Source organism: Siminovitchia acidinfaciens (genome assembly GCF_003605385.1).
In the GTDB taxonomy this organism is placed as follows: domain Bacteria; phylum Bacillota; class Bacilli; order Bacillales; family Bacillaceae_C; genus Siminovitchia; species Siminovitchia acidinfaciens.
Genome location: NZ_QYTV02000007.1, coordinates 103017 through 121959, shown reverse-complemented (window position 1 = coordinate 121959; position 18943 = coordinate 103017). Strand labels below are relative to the sequence as shown.

General features: G+C 42.0%; 14 protein-coding genes. 10 read left to right on the top strand and 4 right to left on the bottom strand.

The genetic code is table 11. The features are described 5' to 3' along the window. Window positions 1-251: 251 nt before the first annotated feature. On the bottom strand, window positions 252-1199 hold the full coding sequence (locus tag D4T97_RS15265) for an urea transporter (protein ID WP_235872273.1): 948 nt from the start codon (window positions 1197-1199) through the stop codon (window positions 252-254). A 660-nt stretch (window positions 1200-1859) separates the two neighbouring features. Between D4T97_RS15265 and D4T97_RS15260 the strand changes: the two genes are divergently transcribed. Next, on the top strand, window positions 1860-3302 hold the full coding sequence (locus tag D4T97_RS15260; RefSeq protein WP_126051621.1) for an APC family permease: 1443 nt from the start codon (window positions 1860-1862) through the stop codon (window positions 3300-3302). 87 nt (window positions 3303-3389) lie between these two features. Here D4T97_RS15260 and D4T97_RS15255 read toward each other — a convergent pair whose 3' ends face one another. Next, window positions 3390-5024 carry a ribulokinase gene (locus tag D4T97_RS15255; protein WP_126051620.1) on the bottom strand — a complete coding sequence of 545 codons (1635 nt, stop codon included), beginning with the start codon at window positions 5022-5024 and terminating at the stop codon, window positions 3390-3392. A gap of 176 nt (window positions 5025-5200) precedes the next feature. Here D4T97_RS15255 and D4T97_RS15250 point away from each other — a divergent pair, with 176 nt between their 5' ends. The 5 genes from D4T97_RS15250 to D4T97_RS15230 all read left to right on the top strand — a co-directional run bounded on the left by D4T97_RS15250 (window position 5201) and on the right by D4T97_RS15230 (window position 11798). Next, window positions 5201-6322 (top strand): zinc-binding dehydrogenase, encoded by a 1122-nt coding sequence (locus tag D4T97_RS15250; protein WP_126051619.1) that lies wholly within the window; start codon window positions 5201-5203, stop codon window positions 6320-6322. Between the two features lie 43 nt (window positions 6323-6365). Next, the gene (locus D4T97_RS15245; RefSeq protein ID WP_126051618.1) at window positions 6366-7637 is read left to right on the top strand and encodes an MFS transporter; all 1272 of its coding nucleotides are present in this window, start codon (window positions 6366-6368) and stop codon (window positions 7635-7637) included. 229 nt (window positions 7638-7866) lie between these two features. Further along, entirely contained in the window at window positions 7867-8628 is a 762-nt protein-coding gene (locus D4T97_RS15240; protein WP_126051674.1) for a DeoR/GlpR family DNA-binding transcription regulator, read from the top strand. Between the two features lie 239 nt (window positions 8629-8867). Further along, complete coding sequence (locus tag D4T97_RS15235; protein ID WP_126051617.1) at window positions 8868-9902, top strand: hypothetical protein; 1035 nt, start codon at window positions 8868-8870, stop codon at window positions 9900-9902. 3 nt (window positions 9903-9905) lie between these two features. Then, window positions 9906-11798, top strand: coding sequence for an ABC-F family ATP-binding cassette domain-containing protein (locus D4T97_RS15230; protein ID WP_126051616.1), 1893 nt, complete (start codon window positions 9906-9908; stop codon window positions 11796-11798). Window positions 11799-12367: 569 nt separating this feature from the next. On the opposite strand, the gene D4T97_RS15225 is transcribed toward D4T97_RS15230, so the two are convergent. Then, on the bottom strand, window positions 12368-13579 hold the full coding sequence (locus D4T97_RS15225; RefSeq protein ID WP_126051615.1) for an MFS transporter: 1212 nt from the start codon (window positions 13577-13579) through the stop codon (window positions 12368-12370). A 229-nt stretch (window positions 13580-13808) separates the two neighbouring features. Between D4T97_RS15225 and D4T97_RS15220 the strand changes: the two genes are divergently transcribed. Beyond that, window positions 13809-14306: a TspO/MBR family protein gene (locus D4T97_RS15220; RefSeq protein ID WP_126051614.1), complete on the top strand. Its 498-nt coding sequence runs from the start codon at window positions 13809-13811 to the stop codon at window positions 14304-14306. 30 nt (window positions 14307-14336) lie between these two features. On the opposite strand, the gene D4T97_RS15215 is transcribed toward D4T97_RS15220, so the two are convergent. Further along, the gene (locus D4T97_RS15215; RefSeq protein ID WP_126051613.1) at window positions 14337-15674 is read right to left on the bottom strand and encodes a uracil-xanthine permease family protein; all 1338 of its coding nucleotides are present in this window, start codon (window positions 15672-15674) and stop codon (window positions 14337-14339) included. Between the two features lie 182 nt (window positions 15675-15856). On the opposite strand from D4T97_RS15215, the gene D4T97_RS15210 reads away from it, so the two are divergent. From D4T97_RS15210 to D4T97_RS15200, 3 genes are all read left to right on the top strand, one after another. Further along, entirely contained in the window at window positions 15857-16831 is a 975-nt protein-coding gene (locus D4T97_RS15210) for an aromatic ring-hydroxylating dioxygenase subunit alpha (protein WP_126051612.1), read from the top strand. A gap of 116 nt (window positions 16832-16947) precedes the next feature. Continuing rightward, entirely contained in the window at window positions 16948-17667 is a 720-nt protein-coding gene (locus D4T97_RS15205; protein WP_164525592.1) for a class I SAM-dependent methyltransferase, read from the top strand. A gap of 207 nt (window positions 17668-17874) precedes the next feature. Continuing rightward, entirely contained in the window at window positions 17875-18891 is a 1017-nt protein-coding gene (locus D4T97_RS15200; protein WP_235872272.1) for an AI-2E family transporter, read from the top strand. The last annotated feature ends 52 nt before the right edge of the window (window positions 18892-18943 follow it).

The following is an 18943-nucleotide window of genomic DNA, read 5'->3' as shown; positions in this document are numbered from 1 at the left end:
GCCTTGCAAAATTGTTATTTTTAACATTTTAAAAGTGAAACATAGTTAATATAGCAAGTTAAACTGCTATGAGGTTTGGAAGTTACCATGTTTGAAGCACAATTTCGCGAACGGCTCAGTATGAAATCAACTGCTTCCATTTCAGCCCTTCTCATGAGTTACACAGCGTGCAAGGAGATAAGCGATTGTTTGAAAGTTCAACCTAGTTGTTTGTATAGAGGCATTCTGCACAACAGTTGTGCGAATGCCTTTTATAATTTGGGAAGAACCTTCCTTGCTCCCAAAATAATCCATGTGCTTAAAATAAAGGGCATGGTTAATGCGGGCAGTCCATATGGTAATAACAATGTTGTGATACTGGCTGTAAGAGGAACCGTTAAAAAGGCGGCGAGTATACCCGATAACAGCGGTTGTATCCATCCCTTGTTATCATTAAAAACAATTGCCACAGCAAGAATTGCCAATATCCCATTATAACCATATAGTCCCATGAAAATTAGCGTGTGTTCTCCGCCAAGCCAGTATGAGGCAAGCAAAGCGGTTAGATTTCCCATTATAGCAAAAATACCCAGTCTCCAACCGGCCCAGAAGACAGCGAGAAACAGCAACACTCCTGCAATGGTTTCATGCAGGAAAAAAATTTGTCCAATTCCATAAAAGGCTCCTTCTGTCCAATCGACTTTCCCTGTTGTATCAAGTTTCCAACGGGCTAAATCCTGGGGAACTAATTCCGAAGTGAGTGTGAAGGCTTTTAATCTGTATGAAACAAGCAGCGTAAACCAAGTAATTAAAATAAAAGGAGCCGAAAGGACCGGAATACCCAGGGGTTTCATCGCGTGCATCATAGCAGCTGCTAATATGGCTGCTAAAGCGGCTCCGAGCAAAGCGATAATCCAGTGGTAGGGTCCGTTCATGAACAGGGCCAAAGCAATGCCCGTTAAAACTGAATTAAAGCCGAACAGACCTTGAGTGACACTCTCTTTGTCAGCTCCCCCCACAATCCCAATTAGGGTTCCTATAATAGTCGATAACAATGTAATAATGCCTAAAAAAATTGAAGTACTCGTAATTATTAGCAGAATGAAAAAGCCAGTAACCGCATTATCAATAAGCAAGACTTGAGAAATCCCCTTCATTGATGCTGTTAGGAAAAATTTGAGGTTTTCCTTTAACTGCGGCCTTCCGGTAGTTTTTTGCATAGTTATTTCCCTTCTAATTTCCTGCAATAAAGATGGATATATCATAGTCAATAACTACTTCGTTCTTTAAATTTCCCTCCAGTCAGAAAAATAATCCCCGAAAAATATCCAAAGGCGAATCGTTTTTATGATTTTTGTAATATCCGCCAATGCCAATATAATGTTCAAATAAACGAGTGAGGTAAAAGTACACTCACTGAATTTGGGTTTCAACGAAGGATTGTTTAATATGTGGATTTAATATTAGAGGTCCCCTGTCAAGTTAAAAAGATGGGGGACGTTTCTTTTTCACATATAAATATTATTAAAGATGCATTAGTTTCATTATTATTGGAGCAATATTCTTATGTTTCCTCCAAGCTCATCGTAATATTGGCTTTGGTAGTACACTCTGGTTTTGAATAGTTTCTGAGAATAACGAGAATAATGTTCGGTTTTCTTTTTTCGAAGTAACTATTCATTTATAGGAGAACTCTATATCTATTATTAAAGTCTTGACTGAATACATAATGTTTGTTAAATTCGAAATAATCCCGTGAGACTTTTGGCGTTTCTTGTCAGATTTTTTCATGGAAGATTAAATGATTAATAAGAAATGAGGTGAAAAAAAGAGCTTTAATCAGGCTTGTTTTTGTAAACGCATACAAAAGGAGGTTCGAAATGAAAGAGGAACAACGCTTTATTAAAACCCTTGGAAACAGGGATGTCCTTGCCTTGGCATTCGGTGCCATGATTGGGTGGGGCTGGGTTGTCACAGCTGGGCTTTGGATTACAGAAGCGGGATCGCTCGGGGCCATTCTGGCATTTTTGATCGGCGGCTTGCTAGTCGTTTTCGTTGGATTGACCTATTCTGAGCTGGCGTCGGCACTTCCGCTTGCGGGCGGTGAGCTCATATACAGCTTTAAGGCAATGGGCAGGGTGGCGTCGTTTGTCACCACTTGGGCCATCATTCTTGGATATGTATCTGTTGTAGCGTTTGAGGCTGTTGCCTTGCCTACGGTTTTCGAATACTTAATTCCTGGATACAGCAAAGGACACTTATATACGATTGCAGGCTGGGATGTCACGTTGACTTGGGCAGGAGTAGGAATTATAGGATCTATCATTATTGCCTGGGTCAATTACAGGGGAATTAAATTTTCAACGATTATTAACTTTATTTTGACCTTATTGATTATTATAGCTGGAGTATTATTGATTACAGGAAGTACGGTTGCGGGCAATATGGAAAACATGCAGCCGTTATTTGAAAAAGGAACGGCAGGATTGCTGACAGTCATCATTATGACGCCGTTCATGTTTGTCGGATTTGACGTCATCCCGCAGGCGGCGGAGGAAATAAACCTTCCTCCAAAAAGAATCGGTTCTCTGTTGATTTTTTCGGTATTTTTAGCCATCTTGTGGTATGTTTCCGTCATATTTGGAGTTTCTCGCGTGCTGAATCCGGCTGAAATCGCCAATTCCAATTTGGTCACTGCCGATGCGATGGCGAAAGCGTTCGGCGGAAGCCAATTTATGGGGAATGTCCTCGTACTTGGAGGAATCGGCGGAATCTTGACAAGCTGGATCGGTTTCTATGTTGGTGGAAGCCGTGCTATATATGCGCTTGCCAAAGCAGGAATGCTTCCAAAATCATTGGGAGAACTTCATCCAAAATACAATACACCGCATAAAGCAATCCTGCTGATTGCTGTTTTATCTACTGCTGCACCTTTATTAGGGCGTCCAGCACTTGTTTGGTTTGTTGATGCAGGAGGATTCGGTCTTGTCATCGCCTGGTTTATGGTTGCAGCTTCCTTTATTATTTTAAGGAAAAAGGAACCGACAATGGACCGTCCGTTCCGTCTCCGCGGAGGAACGTCCATCGGGTGGATTGCGGTGGTTATGTCCATTGGTGTAGGTATCCTTTATTTGCCAGGTATGCCATCCGCGTTGGTTTGGCCGTATGAGTGGGTCATCGTTTTTGCCTGGACCATTTTAGGGGCTGTTTTCTATAAAATGTCCGTGTCCAAATATGGGAAGGAATATCCGGATAAGCAATTGAATGCTGAGATTGCACGCGTTGTTAAGTATGAAGATGTTGAGAAAAAGCAGGCCCGGTAAATTGCACCGGGGATGCAGGCTATCTGTCCTGTAAGGACCTGATAAACATTTAAAAAAGGGGCCCACATTAAGGGGGCCCTTGTATGATCATAGATATGATAGCTTATTTAACTCTTCCATTATATGGGTGTTTTGCTTGCCGAAATAATCATGCATATCTTTGTAAATGGCAAACAGTTTCTTATATATTTCAACGTTTTCGGGGATGGGGTGCACCGTTTTTAAAAATGGCTGCTCCATGCCTGCAACGGCATCTTCTATACTGTCATAAGTTTTTCCTGCCACTGCGCCTAATATAGCTGCTCCGACAGCGGGGGCATAGTCAGTTGCTGATATATAAATGGGTTTATTCAAAATATCAGCATATATTCGCATTAACAGCGGGCTTTTTTGGGGCAGTCCTCCGCAGGCAAACACCTCTTCCACATCCATGCCGGCTTCCTCGTAAGCGCTCATAATCATTTTCGTGCCAAAAGCCGTTGCTTCCATGTAAGCTCGATAAATATCTTCATGTTTCGTATGCAAAGTCTGGCCAATGAGCAGAGCCCTGAGACCGCTATTGCTCAAGAGGGACCTGTTTCCATTATGCCAGTCTAATGCAACCAGCCCTGCCTCACCAGGTTTCTTGCCAGCTGCTTTTTGTTCCAATAATTTATATACGGAGATATTTCTCTCTTTTGCTTCATCTATATATTCTTTCGGGGCCTGTTTAACAGCGAATTCAAAAAGGTCACCAACAGCTGATTGACCTGCTTCATAAGCGAACAGGCCGGGAATGATGGCATCTTTGACACTTCCGGAAATACCAGGAACTTTCTTTTGGTCTTCGTGAAGCATCAAATGGCAGGTAGATGTTCCCATGACCATCGTTAGCTGGTTTCTTTGCCTGGATCCGATTCCAAGCAATGAAGAATGGGCATCAATGATTGCCGCTGCCACCGGAAGCCCCTCGGGAAGCCCCAAGGATTCACTCATTTCCCTTGTCAGTACTCCGGCTTTTTCTCCAATTTTAACTAATCTTCCCTCTAACTTCTCTTTAACGATGGTTGGGAGATCTGGATCTATCTGTTCAAAGAAGTCATAATAAAATCCGTCTTGTTCATTCCAAAAAGATTTGAATCCCCGAGCGCAATTGCTGCGCACATTTTCATGGACTAGTCTTGAAACAATCCAATCTCCGGCTTCCATGATATAAGCCGTTTTTTTCAAAATTTCAGGAGCTTTATTTTTCAGCTCTAAAATTTTAGGGATCATCCATTCACTGCTTACATTTAGGCCATAATTACCGAGCCACTTTTCTTTTTGTTTTTGTGAGGTTTCCAAAATTGCGGCTGTTTCTTCGCTTGCTCCATGGTGCTTCCACAATTTCACATAAGCATGCGGGTTAGTTTTATAATTTTCATACCAGCTCAAAGGGGTGAATGTCTCATCTGTCACAACCATTGTAGATGAAGTAAAATCGATTCCCATCCCAATGATGTCCTCTTTGTTGATGCCGGCATCGGCTAATGCAGCAGGAATCCCCTTCTGCAAAACATCTATATAATCTGCTGAATCTTGAAGTGCAAAGGAATCAGGGATCATGTTATCAAATAATGCTTTTTCAATTGTGCCGCTTGAATATTTCACTACGCTCATCCCGGCAATTTCCCCCGTTTGAACGTTAACAATCAGCACTCTGCCCGACCCTGTCCCGAAATCAATACCAATTGAATACTTCATAATGACACCCCTGTAAGGCATTTTTTCCTCTACCAATACTAAACATGAATAAACAATAAATCAATATGTATAAGCGTAAATAAGCAAAAATTTTATTGACTTAGGTTGAATTAAATATTAATATAAGCAAGGATAAAAAAATGTGAGCAAAAATAAACAATGAGGGTGGAGTTATAATGACTGCAGCAACTGACAAAAAAGTAACCTCAACAGCTTTTCGTTTGACAGCTCCCGGTGTTTTTCAAAAACAGACCCTTCAACATATCTTGAAAGAAAATGATGTCGAAGTTGAGCCTTATCTGGCAAGTGTTTGCCATGCAGATTTGAGATATTTTACGGGTAATAGAAGAAAAGAAGCCCTGGAAGCGAAATTGCCGATGGCTTTATTTCATGAAGGCTTGGCAATCGTAAAACATTCGCTTCACCCTGATTTTAAACAAGGCGACCGTGTCGTCATCGTACCAAGTATTCCCGGTTATGTCTTAAATAATCATTCCAAAGAAGAATGTTGCGATAGCTGCAAAGGCGGCGGATATGACAACTATTGTTCAGATGGTGTGTTTTTGGGAAGCGGTTATGACGGTATAGGCCAAAGCAATTTAGTCATCGGTGGAGAGAATCTTGTACACGTTCCTGAAAATTTGGATGATGATATAGCAATTATGGCGGAGTTGTGTTCGGTCTCTTTATTCGCCATCAATCTTATAGAGGAATTGACGACCTCCAATTCCCAAAAAGTAGCAGTTTTTGGGGACGGGCCTGTTGGATATTTGACTGCCGCAGCTCTGCACTTCATCTATCAAGTTCCTAAAGAAAACCTGCTGATATTTGGGGCTATCCCGGAAAAAATAGAACAATTCGAAAGCTTCGCAACTACAGCGTTGGTCCATGACTATGACTTTGCTTCCGAAAAAGGCGTTAAAACCGTTTTTGAATGCACAGGCGGAAAGTTCAGCTCCAGCGCGATCAACCAGGCGATTGACCTGCTGGATACTGCAGGAAACCTTGTGTTAATGGGCGTAACAGAAGAGTTAGTCCCAATTAATACTAGAGATATTTTGGAAAAAGGAATTCGTCTAGTTGGAAGTTCACGAAGTACTACAAAAGAGTTTCAGCAATTAATGGATGCCTTTTTGGATGAAGACTATCAAAATGCATTATTGAAGCTTATTCCTGAGAAACGTGTACCTGTTCGTACAATAGAAGACTTAACGAGTGCGATGGAAGATGCCGCCCAACATAAAGGATGGAAAAAGACATATCTTTCTTTGGAGTGGGAAAGCAAGAACAATCAATGATTTAAATTTTTTAATCAGTCATTTTATCTAAGGAGATGGAGAAATGGGTACGGCCACAACTGTGTTTGACAAAATCGGTATGCCTAAAAAGATTGTATGGGGTTATATAGGGATTCTGATTTTTATGATGGGAGACGGCTTGGAAATCGGCTGGCTAAGCCCTTGGTTGATCGACCATGGTTTTACTGTCCAGCAGACAAGTTTGCTATTTACTGCCTATGGAGTGACAGTTGCGATATCTGCCTGGTTCAGCGGCGTTCTTGCTGAAGCCTTAGGCGGAAAGAAAACAATGTTCCTTGGATTTTTACTATATATTATTGGAACGGTTGGCTTTATCAGCTTTGGGTTATCGTCCATGAATTTGGCAATCATGGTTCCTATGTATGCCCTCCGTGGTTTTGGATATCCACTTTTTGCGTACTCATTTTTAGTATGGATTTCATATAGGGCTGAAAAACGGCGTCTTGGTTCTGCTGTCGGATGGTTTTGGTTCGTGTTTACAGGGGGACTGAATGTCCTTGGTGCCTACTATTCCGTGTGGGCTATTAAACATTTAGGGCATATCAATACATTATGGAGTTCGCTTTTATGGGTTTCCATTGGTGCGTTCCTTGCTTTGATTATCAATAAAGATAAATTGCCATCAAATAAAGGGACTTCGGCTGAAAAAATTAAAGAATTGGGTAAGGGCATTACCATTATGAAAGAAGAGCCCAAAGTTCTTCTTGGAGGAATTGTCCGTATTATTAACACGACTGCCCAGTTCGCATTCCCTGTTTTTTTGCCGCTTTATTTAGCGAGTCACGGAGTACCGACAAGCCAGTGGCTAGCCATATGGGGTGCCATCTTTACAAGTAATATTTTATTTAATTTAATCTTTGGTATGGTCGGTGATAAAATCGGCTGGAGAAATACAATCATGTGGTTTGGTGGAATTGGCTGTGGAATTACGACTCTCGGTCTTTTCTATATCCCGCTATGGACAAACGGAAACATTTTCTTAGTTGGCGCTATCGGGATTGTATGGGGAGCGTGCCTAGCCGCTTATGTGCCGCTTACTGCATTGGTGCCATCCCTTGTAAAAGAGGACAAGGGAGCCGCATTAGCCGTGTTGAACTTGGGAGCGGGTATGCCCGTATTTATTGGACCGGCAATTGTCGGGTTATTCATCGGCACTGTTGGTGATGTGGGGATTATCTGGATTTTTGCAATCCTATATTTCCTCAGCTCAGCATTGACATATTTTATTAAATTACCTGAAGAAAGTACCAGCAAGGAAATCATCCCTGCTGCTAATCCAGCGACTTCGGAATAATGAATGAAAGACGGCAAATTGATGCCGTCTTTTTCCTATCTAGGATTTTTGTTGGATCTATCGTGAAAATATGGCCTGCCATTTGAAAAATGATATTCCAGTAAGAATCAAATGTGGTCCGATATATATGCTCCTACTGTATGCGCCATGATTCCGTCGTTTTTTTATTAAGAAACTGCGCCTTTATTAGATATAATTAAACTTAAAAGGTAAAAAGTTGGTGAAAGACATGCTGCCTGCTGAAAGAAAACAGCAAATATTGAAATATGTTCAAGAGACAAAAGCGGCGTCCATCCAAGATCTATCAATTTATTTTAAAGTTCATGAAGCAACCATAAGACGCGATCTTACTGAACTGGCAAAAGATAAAAAAATAAAAAGAACTCACGGCGGAGTGGTTTTAAACGAAGAGGAAGTATTGTCTGAACCCCACTTCGATTTAAGAGAAGGTGCATTTGTCGAAGAAAAGAGGCGAATAGGTGTAAAAGCGGCTTCCTTTATCGAAGAAGGGGACTCTATTATTCTCGATTCAGGTACTACCACAAAACACATAGCCGAGGCAATTAAGAATAGAAAAAACATTACCGTGGTTACTAATGATATTCATATTGCAGCGCTGCTCAGATATTCCAATCTGAAAGTGATTGTCACAGGCGGGGTTCTGTACCGTGAAAACTTTATCCTTAATGGGGAAGTGACCAATCACACATTAGCCAATCTAAACGTATCAAAGGCCTTCATTGGAACACCAGCCTTGCATCCAGAAAAAGGATTAACTCATTTCGATGATACATTGGTGTCTGCAAAGACAAGCATGATCCGGTCCTCCAAGGAGATTTTTGTAGTCACAGACCATAGTAAAATCGGTAAAATCTCGCTGCATACATTTGCAAAAATGTCAGAAGTCGACCATGTGATTACAGATGATCGACTGAATGAGCACATGGTAGATGAGCTAAGGAACGCATGCGGGAATGTCTGGGTTGTTTAAGTTTTCAAGTATAGCTAAAGGTGTCTATTTACGGTAAGCCCATCATAAACTGTCGACTCCCTGATTTTTCGGGGAGTTTTTTTGCTTGTTCAGTTAATATGATTTGGATGTATTCAATGCAATAGCGGTCTAGGTTTGCGACTCATTTCTGAATAAAAAAGTTACACCTATTAATTATAAAGCAGACATCTCAAGTTTGATTTATAATATAATCACGAAGCAACGAAAGGGTTTTACTCATGGTTTTCATACTCTTTGCCTTAGCGGTTATCTTAAATCTGGCATTTTATCGGAAAAAGATATATATGAACACAGGCTTTATGGCAGTCATCATGACGCTGGGCATTATCAATTTCGGCGTTCTTCATTGGCCTGTTAATCATTCAGTCATAAATACAATGTTGTATTATGCGACCTTTTTTCTTTGGCTGATTTTTTGGATGAATATGCTTGTGACTCTTGCCAACCGTTCTTTCGTTGACAGACATTTTAATTCTACGATCAACCGCTTTACGATTGGAACATGGGTTGCCGGAACTTCCATTATTGTTGTCTTAACAACTTTTACTGGTACAGCCAACCATATCTGGCTAGTCATGCTGGCGTTATCAAACATCTTTCTATGGTTTGGTTATCTGGGATTATCGCTTTATACTTTTTGGGTTGGACTTACGGAATGGAAAAATACAATTTTGTCGGGGAATCTTTTTTTGACCACGGTAAGTACACAGTCCATAGCCATCATGCTTCCAACTGTTTTTCCGGAACTAGATGGAGGATTTACCCTTCTTATCATCTGCCTGGGACTAATTCTTTACATCGTCAGTTTCTTATTTATCCTCAGCCATTTTTTAATCAATCATTGGAATGCGACGAATTGTATTTTTCACGGCGCTTTATCCATCTCCGGCGTAGCTTTGCTGTATAATAAATTGATACCAATGGCTTACGCGATCGGTTTTTGGACAGTTGTTTTTGCCGTTTTAATTATTGTTGAAATCATAGAGTTAATTATTTTTATTACCAAACTGAAAAAACATCCTATTCCGGATGTTCTTTTTAAAAGCAATATTTCACATTGGAGCCGGCTTTTTACGTTCGGCATGTTTTTTACATTCACTTCTTTAATTGAGTTTAAACCGGGAATCATGCTTGTGGTGAAAAACAGTCTTTTATCGGCTCTTTTTGTCACTATTTTTTGCCTTTTATTCGTGGAGCTTATTTCATTAGCGAAACTGAGGGCGGGCAATATTAAAATTTTGAAACGAGGTTGACCTATGCTGACAGTTGAAGGTTTACAAAAATCATACGGTGACAAAATCCTGTTTGACGGGATTGAGTGCATTATTCGGGACCGTGAGCGGATCGGCCTGATCGGAGTAAATGGCACAGGTAAATCAAGCTTTTTAAAAATTATTGCCGGAATAGAGGCGCCAGATCAAGGAGAAATCAATCATGCAAAGGATTATCGGATTGAATACCTGGCCCAGGAGCCGGAACTTGATCCGGAATTGACGGTCATTGAGCAGATCTATTTCGGTGATGCGGATATTATGAAGGCGATGCGCCAATATGAGCAGGCGCTCCAAAGGCTGGAGAGGGAGCCAGAGAGTATTCATGCGCAGGAGCAGCTGTTTTCCATGCAGCAAAAAATGGATGAGTTGAAGGCGTGGGATGCCAGTGCACAGGCCAAAACGGTGCTGACCAAACTCGGCATCCAGCAATTTGATCAAAAGGTAGGATTGCTGTCGGGTGGCCAGAAAAAACGAGTAGCCATCGCAAAAGCCCTGATACAACCCGCCAATCTCCTGATTCTCGATGAACCGACGAACCACCTTGACCACAGGACTGTTGAATGGCTGGAAAAATATTTGACGAGTTACCCAGGTGCCATGTTACTTGTAACCCATGACCGATATTTTCTTAACCGCGTGACCAACCGGATATATGAATTGGATAATGGACAGTTACATGCGTATGAAGGAAATTATGAATATTTTCTTGAAAAGAAGGCGGAACGCGAGGCTGAGGAGTTGGCGAGCGAACAGAAGCATGCTAATACCCTTCGAAGAGAGTTGGCATGGCTTCGGCGCGGTGCCAGAGCCCGCTCGACAAAACAAAAGGCGCGTATCGAGCGAATTGATCAGATGCAAGATCGAAAATTCAACACGAAAAAAGATGAAGCAGCTTTCCAGGTTGGTACGAGCCGGCTTGGCAAAAAGGTCATTGAACTGATGGGGATTGAGAAAAGCTTGGGCGGCCGTCAGCTTGTTTCATCCTTTGACTATTTGCTCAAACCCGGCGATAAGATTGGTATTATTGGTCCAAATGGTTCCGGGAAAACGACTTTATTAAACATGATGGCAGGCCGCATCCAACCGGATGCCGGAGAAGTTGACACGGGTGAAACTGTAAAAATCGGCTACTATACCCAAGGGGACGAGGAGCTGGACGGGAATCAGCGTGTTATCGACTATATAAAAGAAACCGCACAGGTCATTCATACGAAAAACGGAGAAGCGATTACGGCGGAGCAAATGCTGGAACGATTCCTTTTTCCGCGACCGGCCCAATGGACATATATTCGGAAGCTGTCTGGGGGAGAAAAACGCAGGCTCTATTTATTGAAGGTACTGATGACTGAGCCAAACGTGCTGTTTCTGGATGAGCCGACGAATGATCTGGATACGCAGACGCTCGGTGTACTGGAAGAATATCTGGAAAATTTCCCGGGTGTCGTCGTTGCTGTATCGCATGACCGCTATTTTCTTGACCGTGTAGTCGACCGCCTCCTTGTCTTCAAAGGAGCTGGCGCCATTAAGGAGTTTTACGGAAATTACAGTGAGTTTTTGGCAACAGCCGAAGAGGAAACAAAGCCTGAACCGAAGGAAAAGCAAGCTGCGGTAAAAGAAAGATCCGTAAATAAAAAACCGGTCAGACTTAGCTACAAAGACCAGAAAGAATGGGAAGTCATTGAGGAAGAAATCGCTGCACTCGAAGAACAGATTGAGGAGCTTGGAGTAAAGATTGCAGAAGCGGGAAGCGACTCTGAAAAAGTGCAGAAGCTTTTCTCCAAGCAGCAGGAAACTGAAGCTGCCCTCGAAAAGAAAATGGAACGCTGGGAAGAACTATCGATTATGGTCGAAGAGTTGGAAAACAGCAAATCATAAGGTTGAAAAAGGGCCGTTCAGAAAGTCTTTGACTTTCTGAACGGCCCTTTATTGAAGTTAAACTTAAATGAGGGCCAAATTTACATAGGGTTGCGGGTGGTAACCACTTTTGGACCGCGGATAAATGTCGAAAGGAAGGGCTAAGTTACCAAAATGGCGAAAAAATCACCACCCTGGTAATTAAGGGCAGTTCTAAGTGCCCGCACCGGCGAGAAAATCTCCACCTCGGTAACTAAGCGCAATTCTAAGTGCCCGCACCTGCGAGAAAGTCTCCCCCTCGGTAACTAAGCGCGGTCCTAAGTGCCTGCAACATCAAAAAATCACCACCCCGGTAACTAAGGTCAGTCCTAAGTCCCCGCAACGCCAAAAAAATCTTCAACTTGGTAACTAAGGTCGGTCCTAAGTGACCGCATCAGAGGAATAGCGCCCTCGCGGTCACCAAGAAGGGCACGAAGAATGCTCGCTTTTGCTGGTAAGGCCAGATTGCTGGATGATAGTGAACAATGCAGTTCTTGGTATTTGCTTTCGCTGACTAAGATAAGCGCCGGTTTTACTAGATACAGAGCTTTTTAGACGGTCCTTTTTTTAGTTGAAATGGATTTGGTAAGTCCTTTGTATTTGTTAGTTTGATAGCTCCAAATGACCGAAAATACAGTTGCAAATACTCCCAATACCCCAGACAAGTAAAAAGCTCCTCCAATTCCCATATAAGAGTTTAACATTCCGCCAAAAAACGGGCCGGCAAACATGCCGATAGCATACAACGCTTGGTATACTCCCATGGCTGTCGCCCTTTTTTGATGGGGGATGGTTTCTATGGCCATTGCCAGTAAAACAGGATATAACAGGCCTAATGAAAATCCGTTGAATCCTTGTAAAATGCAAAGCAGTAATTTTGTTTTTACAAAAGGAGTTAGGATTGTAAAAATGGCAACAGAACCGAATGCCAATTGCAGTGTTCTCCATTGGCCCAGCATGGGAACGAAAACTTTTCCAGTTAAGATAGTCGAAAAGGCATGCGGCACCATGAATGCAATTACGATCAAACTGATTTCATTCGTCTGAAACCCAATTTTTAAGGCATAGGCTGGAGTGAACCCAAACATAGTGGTAAAGAGGATGCCGTGGGCTACAACTGATAGCAGCGACACTTTAATTAATAGTGGTTCAGTAATAACCGATGACAGATCCTTCAATTTTATTGGAGTGCCGCCGACTTTTTCTTTGGACTCAGAGATAGAAACGGCGAGGAGCATCCCCGCTAAGCTAATGATTGATCCTATCCAGAATGGAGCTTTCCATCCCCACAGGTCCACCAGGTAACCGCTGATACTCGTGCCGGTGAATTGGGCCAAAACGACAACGAGGGAAATGCTGCCCATTGCCCGGGTAATTTGCTGGTCCGTATAATAGCTTGAATACAGCACTGTAAAAACGACCCACGTTGCGGCTGCCAGTCCGGCAAGCGAGCGTGCCGCAAGAATCCATCCCAAATGATCCGTTAAAGCAAATATTAAGCAGCTAAGTGAACTGATCAGTATTCCAAGAAGAATAAACGGCTTTCTCATTTTCATAATGTCTGAAAAAATTCCAACGGGCATACGGCATAATAATTGCATAATCCCATAACTGCCTAATACAAGACCCATATATGTATATGTTCCTCCCTGCGACTCAATATATGGGGCCAATACAGGAACATAGATAAAATGTGAGACCCAAAATACAAACGAAACTGCCAGGAAGACGTATGTGTCTCTGGCTGAGGGAGAAGATTTCAATAAATCACTTCCTTTTCAAAGTTCAGATAACAAAGGAAAAATTAAGTCCATTATAACAGAATTTTAAGGTGTGGGTTAAAACATTCCTGTGGAGCATATGGAATATGTCACACTATATTTGAAATCTGCTCGACGTAAGTCAGAAGGAATTAGTAATAGAGACAAGCACTGTCCGTTTTTTTACGATGAAAAAGGGAAGCATACAACTAAAGAAAAAGGAGGATAAAAAGTGGAACTTCTAAAAGTGAACGGACGCCTGAATACTAAAAAACTCACTATAGGAATCTTGGTTCCTGTTGTTGGCGGATCAATCGTTGGATGGCTGGCAAATCGTAATTCTCAGGAGAAGTATAATAAATTGGACAAGCCTTCATTTTCACCACCTGCTGCTGTTTTTCCAACTGTATGGACGATTTTGTACAGTGCGATGGGAGTGGCCAAATATCGAGTTGATTTAAAAAATGCTCAAAAGAGCCGAGAAATCCCGGCGATTAAGGCGTATGATTTTCAGCTCGGTCTAAATTTTCTTTGGTCCTTTTTGTTTTTTAGATGGGGTTTGCGCGGAACGGCACTCGTGGAAATGACCGTATTGCTTGGTGCGATTGCTCTTACGACGTATGAATTCTTCAAGGTGGACAGAACTGCCGGATCACTGATGGTTCCTTATATTGGGTGGGTGATCTTCGCTTTGGCCCTCAATTATTCTGTTTGGAAATTAAACAAATAGAAGCCCGGCATTCCGCTGGGCTTCTTTCAATTAAACTGCCTCTTTAAGTTTTCCCTTATCTGCTTTTTTATCTTGAGGGATCAATAAATTCAAGACAACTGTTGCCAATGCCCCAACAGTGATACCGGAAGATAGGATATAGTTTGCCCAGTCTGGAACAGCATAGAGCACTTCTTTTGGCAAAACAGTGACTGCGATGGTAAGTAAAATTGGCACGCCAATAACGATCATGTTGCGGTCATCGATATTAATCGGCTGAATTACTTTCATTCCGTTTGTCACAATGGCTACGCAGACGATGCCGAAAATTCCATTGATGACAGGTTCAGGAATACAGGTGATAGCTGTTGAAAGCTTTGGTATCAATCCGAGGCAGACAAGGATCAATCCGCTCGCCATAACGACCATACGGCTTGCCACCCCAGTGATGGCAAGAAGTCCTGCATTAGAAGAGTATCCTGTAAGCGGAGTGCTTCCGAATAATGAGCCGACGAGACAGCCGAGGCCTTCGCCAACAGATGCGCGGTTTAGGCGTTTTTCATCCAATTCTTTGCCTGTAACAGTAGAGACTACGAACCAAGTTCCAGTTGTTTCCATCAAAATAATAAAATAAACGAAGATCATCGTAATGATGGCGCTCAAATTAAAAACAGGTTTTCCAAAAGGCAACAATGAAGGGAGAGCGAACCAGCTGGCTTCTTTTACCGGTGAGAAATCAATGCTTCCAAAGAAGCTGGCAGTGATTGTTCCAACGACTATGGCAACAATGACAGACACAAGCCGGAAAAAAGTCCCGAAGTTTGGCAGGCGGCGGCCAAGAAGCATACAAATAATCAGTACACCTGCAGAAACTGCGGCGATAATGACATTTTCGCCGATGTTACCTTCTGCAAGAAAAACATTGTTGAGGCCGATCGGCATCAAGGCTATCCCAACTATAATAATGACAGTTCCTCCAACAAGCGGAGGGATGATTTTTCTTACCGTTTTTGCAAATACTTTTAATGGGTAACCGAGAAGGGTGATCAGAATGGCACCTGGAATCAAACTTCCGGCAACGGCGCCGAGTCCGAGCTTGCTTCCGATTGCGGCAATCGCACCGATTGGCACATAAGATGGCCCTTGAACCACAGGCAGCTTGATTCCAGCTCCGGTTTGAATCAATGTGGCCAAGCCGGTTGCCAAAAAGCACATTTGCACAAAGAAAGAAGTATTTTCGGCACTTAACGAAAGTAGGCCGGCAATGATGATAGGTGCTATATATAAGTCCATTGCGAGTACATGCTGCAACCCGAGAATAAAGGCCTTGGGATAACTTACTTTATCGTCTACACCGATAATGATGCTGCTTTCCGGTTTATTTTCCAATCATATCGCTCCTCGTATTTAGGTTTTAAGTTTATGAATGAATTATATATAAAAATGGTTGGCTTGTATATGGTAAATACGAACAATAACATAAAATATACACAATTAGTTCGTGATTAGCTTGAAAAGTTCGAGCTTCATTATTAAAATGGGAGTATGATATGCGTTTAGGAGGACTCAATATGTTAGAGGACAAAGTGCTGCAGGAAGACTGGCTTGTCGCCTGCCGTTCAGAAGATGTGAAAGAAAAGCCGATTCAGGTTGTTTTAATGGGAGAGCGCCTTGCAATTTTCAGGAACAGCAAAGGTGTGCATGCTTTTAAGGATCTTTGTATTCACCGTGGGGCTGCCCTGTCATTGGGAGAAGTTAAAAATGATTGTCTAGTATGCCCTTACCATGCGTGGGAGTACGGTGACAACGGAGACTGTGTTAAAATTCCACAGCTGCCGGAAGGAAAACCAATTCCGAAAAAAGCGAAAGCGACATCCTATTCCTGTATGGAAAAATACGGATTTATCTGGGTCAATCTCGCAGGAAATCAACCGGATATTTTTCCGTATCCTGAAATGGATGGCACCGAGTTCCACAACGTTATTTGGGGTCCGCAGGAAGTGCAGGCAAAGCCGCCACGTATCATTGAAAACTTCCTGGATGTCGGCCATCTTGCCGTTGTTCATGAGGGATATTTGGGGGCGGAAACGCACCGGGAAATAGAAAATTACAAAGTCAATTATGAAGATGGCCGCATTTACTCTGATGAAATTGCAATCTTCCAGCCAGATCCAGACGGCTCCGGGCAGGCGAAATATGTATATTATACATATGAAATTCTTCGCCCATTCACAGTTCGGTTTACAAAAAGGGATCGCGAAAAAGATACACTCATGACAATTATGTTGACGGTTCGCCCGGTTGATGAAGAAACATCCATCGCTTATGGTATTTTGTCATTTAACTATGAAACTGGATTGTCTGACGAAGAGATCATTGCTTTCCAGGATGAAATTTTTTCACAGGACAAGCCGATTGTTCAAAACCAGAAGCCCGAAGAACTGCCACTCGATCTGCAGGTGGAGCTGTCACTTGTATCAGACCGTGTGAGCATCGCGTACAGACAGTACTTGAAAGAACTTGGAGTAGTATTAGGAACTGCATAAAGTTGGAGAGGCTCCCCTATGGGGTCTTTTATGGGGGCAGCCCCCATAAAAGACCCCATAGGGGCATTTGCCGCCTTCTTGAATATCATATAGGAGACTTCAAACAAAAGGCGGTAATGCATGTGGAAAGCACTTATTTGAATTGCTTGGCCTTATTCGGTGTTGGAGGTGCCCATCCCGGCGGCCTTAATCTAACTAGAAGGATTTTATCCAGGGAAAAAGTTGATGAATCCACGAAAGTGCTCGATGTCGGTTGTGGAACCGGACAAACATCTGCGTTTATTGCAAAACAGCACCAGTGCCAGGTCACAGCATTGGATTACAATAAAATGATGTTGGAGAAGGCAAAAAAAAGATTCCAATCGATGAACCTTCAAATCGAAACTCAGCATGGCAGCGCTGAAAACCTTCCTTTTGAAAACGAGACATTTGATCTCCTCCTTTCCGAATCTGTCACTGCTTTTACGGATATCTCAAAAACAATTCCCGAATATAAACGGGTCTTAAAGCCAAATGGAGTTTTACTGGCTATTGAAATGGTCCGTAATGCAGTTGTTTCGGAGAAGCAGCTAGAGGAGATCCTGAATTTCTACGGCGTCAGGCAATTGTTGGATGAACAGGAATGGCTCACCCAATTTCAAAATGCGGGTTTTAAACATATCGAAGTGGAAAAGGTGGAGTTGCAGCCTGATGCCCTACCAACAGAAATTACCAATGATTATTCACTTTCAAAGCAAATTGATCCTTCGTTTTATAAGATATTTGAAAAACATCATCACTTATCAATTGTATACAAGGATATTTTGGGCTGCCGAACTTTCAGATGCAGCGTTTGAATAACTCCCCCAAGCGGGGGTTTTTCTATTTATCTATTAAATGGAGTACGCTTACAATGGAAAAAAATCCAAAGGGTGGATAATCTGATAATAATATTTATTAAAATTTTTAATTTTATGCTAAAAACCATTTAATTTTCCTTGTAATCTTTTGCGTTCGTGGCGATAATTAAATAATAGGAAGATTTACAGCAAGGGGAAATGAACTTGACGGATGTGGCAGCGTTTTTTCAGAAAAAGGGAGTAAAACGAATTATCATTTTTGGGCTGATCGTTTTAATCTTGTACAGCCTTAGAAGTATGATCAACTTAATATTACTGACTTTTATTTTTTCGTATTTAATGAATCGTCTCATAGAGTTCACGGCCAAACGGATTCCTCTCCACAGGCGGGTGCTTGTTTTGATCATGTATACCGCCATTGTAGGCATACTCACATATGGGCTTGTAAAGTATTTCCCGATCATCACCGCGGAAATCAGCCAGTTGATTAAACAAATCACTGCATTTTACTCGCAGCCGCATGAAAATGCCATCTTAAGCTTTATTGAAACTATTATTTCTAAAAATCAGCTTGCCGCGTATTTGGAAAATGGATTATCATTTTTGGTAAAATCTTTTACGGATATTAGTAAAACGAGCGTTCAGGTGATTATTGCCTTAATCTTAAGCCTGTTTTTCCTCTTGGAAAAACCTCGATTGAAGGAATTTACCAGCAAGTTTAAAGAGAGCAAGCTGGCGCCATTTTATTTTGAAATTGAATTTTTCGGAAAGAAATTCACACGTACCTTTGGTAAAGTCATCGAAGCACAGTTCATCATTGCGTTAGTCAATACGGTATTGACGATCATAGCTTTGACAATCATGGGCTTTCCGCAATTATTTGTGCTGGCCATCATGGTGTTCTTTCTTGGGCTCATTCCGGTGGCCGGGGTCATCATTTCGCTGATTCCGCTTTGTCTGATTGCCTATACGATTGGCGGTTTCATCAAGGTTGTTTACGTTGTGGTTGCCATCACCATCATTCATGCAGTGGAAGCCTATATACTAAATCCAAAATTGATGTCGGCAAAAACCGATTTGCCGGTATTTTATACGTTCATTGTTCTTATTTTTTCACAAAACTTCTTTGGAGTGTGGGGGCTGATCATTGGAATTCCAGTATTTGTGTTCCTGCTGGATGTCCTGGAAGTGACGAATAAGGAAGAAACGGTTGAAACGTAATATTAAAAAAATTTTTACAAAACAAAAAGAGAGGTTCACTTATTGAAAAGTG

What these genes read in the sequence shown, in the direction of transcription:
- D4T97_RS15265 (WP_235872273.1), bottom strand. Translation starts at nt 1,199, where the DNA reads ATGCAAAAAACTACCGGAAGGCCGCAGTTAAAGGAAAACCTCAAATTT.
- D4T97_RS15260 (WP_126051621.1), top strand. Translation starts at nt 1,860, where the DNA reads ATGAAAGAGGAACAACGCTTTATTAAAACCCTTGGAAACAGGGATGTC.
- D4T97_RS15255 (WP_126051620.1), bottom strand. Translation starts at nt 5,024, where the DNA reads ATGAAGTATTCAATTGGTATTGATTTCGGGACAGGGTCGGGCAGAGTG.
- D4T97_RS15250 (WP_126051619.1), top strand. Translation starts at nt 5,201, where the DNA reads ATGACTGCAGCAACTGACAAAAAAGTAACCTCAACAGCTTTTCGTTTG.
- D4T97_RS15245 (WP_126051618.1), top strand. Translation starts at nt 6,366, where the DNA reads ATGGGTACGGCCACAACTGTGTTTGACAAAATCGGTATGCCTAAAAAG.
- D4T97_RS15240 (WP_126051674.1), top strand. Translation starts at nt 7,867, where the DNA reads ATGCTGCCTGCTGAAAGAAAACAGCAAATATTGAAATATGTTCAAGAG.
- D4T97_RS15235 (WP_126051617.1), top strand. Translation starts at nt 8,868, where the DNA reads ATGGTTTTCATACTCTTTGCCTTAGCGGTTATCTTAAATCTGGCATTT.
- D4T97_RS15230 (WP_126051616.1), top strand. Translation starts at nt 9,906, where the DNA reads ATGCTGACAGTTGAAGGTTTACAAAAATCATACGGTGACAAAATCCTG.
- D4T97_RS15210 (WP_126051612.1), top strand. Translation starts at nt 15,857, where the DNA reads ATGTTAGAGGACAAAGTGCTGCAGGAAGACTGGCTTGTCGCCTGCCGT.
- D4T97_RS15205 (WP_164525592.1), top strand. Translation starts at nt 16,948, where the DNA reads ATGCATGTGGAAAGCACTTATTTGAATTGCTTGGCCTTATTCGGTGTT.